This is a genomic window from Rhodovulum sp. (assembly GCF_011048875.1).
Taxonomy (GTDB): domain Bacteria; phylum Pseudomonadota; class Alphaproteobacteria; order Rhodobacterales; family Rhodobacteraceae; genus Rhodovulum; species Rhodovulum tesquicola.
In genome coordinates this window covers 1-3460 of record NZ_DSDD01000033.1, presented here as the reverse complement: position 1 = coordinate 3460, position 3460 = coordinate 1, and the positions used below count along the sequence as shown (strand labels likewise).

Below are 3460 nucleotides of genomic sequence, written 5' to 3'. Positions count from 1 at the left end.
GGTATTTTGGCCAAGAAGAAGCAGAAGGGCAGGGGCAGAACGGCGGCGGGGCGGCCTGCTGTCATGTTGCAAAAGCCGCTGGCGACGATCATATAGCCGCCAACGACAAGAGGGGCCGTCGATGAACTATCTCGAATTCGAAAAGCCGCTGGCCGAGATCGAGGGCAAGGCCGAGGAGTTGCGGGCGATGGCCCGGGCCAATACGGAGATGGATGTCGAGCAGGAGGCCGCTGCGCTCGACCGCAAGGCCGCCACGCTGTTGCAGGACCTCTACAAGAACCTGACGCCCTGGCGGAAATGCCAGGTGGCGCGCCACCCGGACCGGCCGCATTGCAGGGACTATGTAGAGGCGCTGTTCGCCGAATACACGCCGCTGGCGGGCGACCGGAACTTTGCCGAGGACAGTGCGGTGATGGGCGGCATCGCGCGGTTCGACGACCGCCCCGTGGTGGTGATCGGGCACGAGAAGGGGTTCGACACCAAGACCCGGCTCGAGCGCAATTTCGGCATGGCCCGGCCGGAGGGCTATCGCAAGGCGGTCCGCCTGATGGACATGGCCGACCGTTTCCGCGTGCCGGTCATCACGCTGGTCGATACCCCCGGCGCCTATCCCGGCAAGGGCGCCGAGGAGCGCGGCCAGTCCGAGGCGATCGCGCGGGCGACCGAGAAATGCCTGCAGATCGGCGTGCCTCTTCTCAGCGTCATCATCGGCGAGGGCGGATCGGGCGGCGCGGTCGCGTTCGCCACGGCCAATCGCGTCGCGATGCTGGAACATTCGGTCTATTCGGTGATCTCGCCCGAGGGCTGCGCTTCGATCCTGTGGAAGGATGCCGAGAAGATGCGTGAGGCGGCCGAGGCGCTGCGCCTGACCGCGCAGGATCTGCTGAAGCTGGGCGTGATCGACCGGATCATCGCCGAACCCCTGGGCGGCGCCCAGCGCGGGCGCGAGCAGACGATCGAGGCGGTCGGGCGAAACCTGCGCGTCATGTTCAAGGAACTCGACGGCCTGGACCGTGCCGCGCTGATTTCCGAGCGGCGGCGAAAGTTCCTCGACATGGGTTCGAAGGGGCTTGCCGCCTGAGGCGCGCTGCGCTGTCGCCGCAATTGTGGCGGTGGTTGCCATATTGTGGACACAGTTTTGCCGCCACGGTACCGTCATGCGGCTTGCGGCCCTGACCTCGTTCGGGGCACATCGCCCTTGTAGATGGGGGTATTCGCCATGCAGCAATTCGAGTTCGCCGTATTGCCGGCGCCGGGCCGGGTGGGCCGCAGCGGTGCGTTGCGCGGGGACCAGGCGTTTTCCGCGGCGCTGACCGAGATCATGAACGAGATGGGCGCGGGCGGCTGGGATTTCGCGGGCGCCGAGACGGTGCCCTGTCGGGTCGGGCGCTGGCCCCTTTCCCGCCGTGCCGACCGCCATGTGCTGGTGTTCCGCCGCGCCCGCGACTCCCGGCTCGACCGGATGGCGGCTTCCGAGCGCGGCGCGCCGCGCTATGACGACCCTATGGAGATCACGGTGCAGCCGCGCCGGGTCAGCACCGCCGGCAGCCCGCGCAATGTGCGCAAGCTGCGCCCGGTGCTCGACCCGATGCCGGCGCATGCCACCGCCGCCGAATAGGGGGGGTCAGTCCTCCGGTCGGAACCCCGCCTCGTGCATCAGTCGGTTCGAGGCGGTCTCGACCGCGCGCTGCAACTCGGCCATGAAGATATCCACCGGCTTGCCCGCCGGGATCCGCGGCAGGAACTCGACCACGGCCAGGCCGGGCTTGCGGTAGATGCCGGTGCGCGGCCAGAACACGCCGACATTCGTCGCGGCGGGCACGCAATCATGGCCGAACTGCTGGTACAGCACTCCGGCCCCCACCTTGTAGGGGCGATTCACGCCCGGCGCGACCCGGGTGCCCTGCGGATAGATGATGAGCTGGCCGGGCGCGTGCCGCCCGTTCGCCACACCCTCGACCATCTGGGCGATCGCCTGGCCGCGCTTGCCCCGGTCGACCGGCACGCAGCCGATGCGCATCGCGTACCATCCCAGGACCGGCGCCCATTTCAGCGATTGCTTCATGATGAAGCGTGGCCGCGGTACCGCGCTGACCAGCAGCAGGATATCGAAAAAAGACTGGTGCTTGGAGGCGATCAGCACCTCGTCCACCGGCGCCTTGCCGCGCACCTCGGACCGCAGGCCGACCATCCAGCGCGCGGTCCAGCGCACCCAGCGGGCATAATGGTGGATGGCATGAAAGGCAAATCTGCGCGAGACCAGCGTTGGCAGCATGTAGATCAGCCCAAAGACCGGCATCGCCAGATACATCTGCCCGACAAAAGCCAGCGAGCGCAGATATTGCACGGAGTGGCGCATCCTAGGTGATCCCTTTCAGAACCCGCATCGCCGTTATGCGCGTGGCGGCGAATGCCACAGCGGCGGCGATGGGCGGCAAAAGCAGCGGCACCAGCCAGTCGGTGCCGCGGAAGCCAAGACCCGCCAGCACCCCCGCCGCTGCATCGGCCCGCGGCAGCAGCGCCACCGCGAGCATCCCCAGCGCCATTCCGGCGGCGGTCCCCTCCAGCGCCCGGCGGGTGAAGCGGCGCACGAAGGCGCGCGCGATGAAGGCGTCACGGGCACCCACCAGCCGCAGCACCGCAATCACCCGGGCATTGGCGGCAAGGGCGGCATGGGCAGACAGCGCGATCATCGCCGCCATCGCCGCCCCGATCAGTCCGATCGCCAGCCAGCCCAGGAGCCGCAGCCGCCCCGCCGCCTCGACCAGCGGGCGCCGCCAGCGGCTGTGATCGTCCAGCACCGCACCCGGCGCCTCGCCCGCCAGCCGGAACCGCAGCGCTTCCGCATCCATGCCGGCCTCGGTCTCGGTCACCTCGATCAGCCGGGGCAGCGGCAGGGTATCCAGCGGCAGGTCGGGGCCGAACCAGGGCTCCAGCAGGGCGCGCTGTTCCTCGTCGGTGATCGCCCGGGCTGCGGCGACACCTGGCGTGGTGCGCAGGACCTCCAGTATTGCCTCGGTCTGGGCGGCCATCTGGCCCTCGGGGGCTGACAGCCGCACGGTCGCCGTGCGCGCCAGCGCCTCGTCCCAATGGTCCGCCAGCCGTCCCGCCGCCAGCGACAATGCCAGCGCAAAAACGGTCAGGAAGGCCATGGCCGCGGCCGTGAAGCGGGTCAGTTGTGCGGTGAAGCCCGAAGGCGGCACCACCCGGTCGGCGCGCGCGTCGCCCGCCATCAGCGCGGCCAGTGGGGCCAGCCGCCTCACAGTTCCGCCCCCGCCTGCTGCAATTGCTGCTCCTTGATTCGCAACACGCGCGCCGCGACCCGCGCCTTGGCCGCGCGGATCAGGTTCAGATCATGCGTCGCCACCAGGATCGCCTTGCCCATGCGGTTCAGTTCGACCAGCAATTGCAGGATGCGCAAGGACATTTCCCAGTCCACATTGCCGGTGGGCTCGTCGGC

General features: G+C 69.0%; 4 protein-coding genes and 1 pseudogene. 2 read left to right on the top strand and 3 right to left on the bottom strand.

Translation table 11 applies throughout. From position 1 onward, the window contains the following. Window positions 1–121: 121 nt before the first annotated feature. On the top strand, window positions 122–1081 hold the full coding sequence (locus tag ENN83_RS01255) for an acetyl-CoA carboxylase carboxyltransferase subunit alpha (RefSeq protein WP_287183125.1): 960 nt from the start codon (window positions 122–124) through the stop codon (window positions 1079–1081). 123 nt (window positions 1082–1204) lie between these two features. After that, on the top strand, window positions 1205–1618 hold the full coding sequence (locus ENN83_RS01250; protein WP_287183123.1) for a hypothetical protein: 414 nt from the start codon (window positions 1205–1207) through the stop codon (window positions 1616–1618). Between the two features lie 6 nt (window positions 1619–1624). Here ENN83_RS01250 and ENN83_RS01245 read toward each other — a convergent pair whose 3' ends face one another. The 3 genes and pseudogenes from ENN83_RS01245 to ENN83_RS01235 all read right to left on the bottom strand — a co-directional run. Next, window positions 1625–2359: a lysophospholipid acyltransferase family protein gene (locus ENN83_RS01245; protein WP_287183121.1), complete on the bottom strand. Its 735-nt coding sequence runs from the start codon at window positions 2357–2359 to the stop codon at window positions 1625–1627. A gap of 1 nt (window position 2360) precedes the next feature. Beyond that, complete coding sequence (locus ENN83_RS01240; RefSeq protein ID WP_287183128.1) at window positions 2361–3233, bottom strand: cell division protein FtsX; 873 nt, start codon at window positions 3231–3233, stop codon at window positions 2361–2363. A gap of 26 nt (window positions 3234–3259) precedes the next feature. After that, a pseudogene (locus ENN83_RS01235) lies at window positions 3260–3460 on the bottom strand (cell division protein FtsE); the annotation flags it as partial.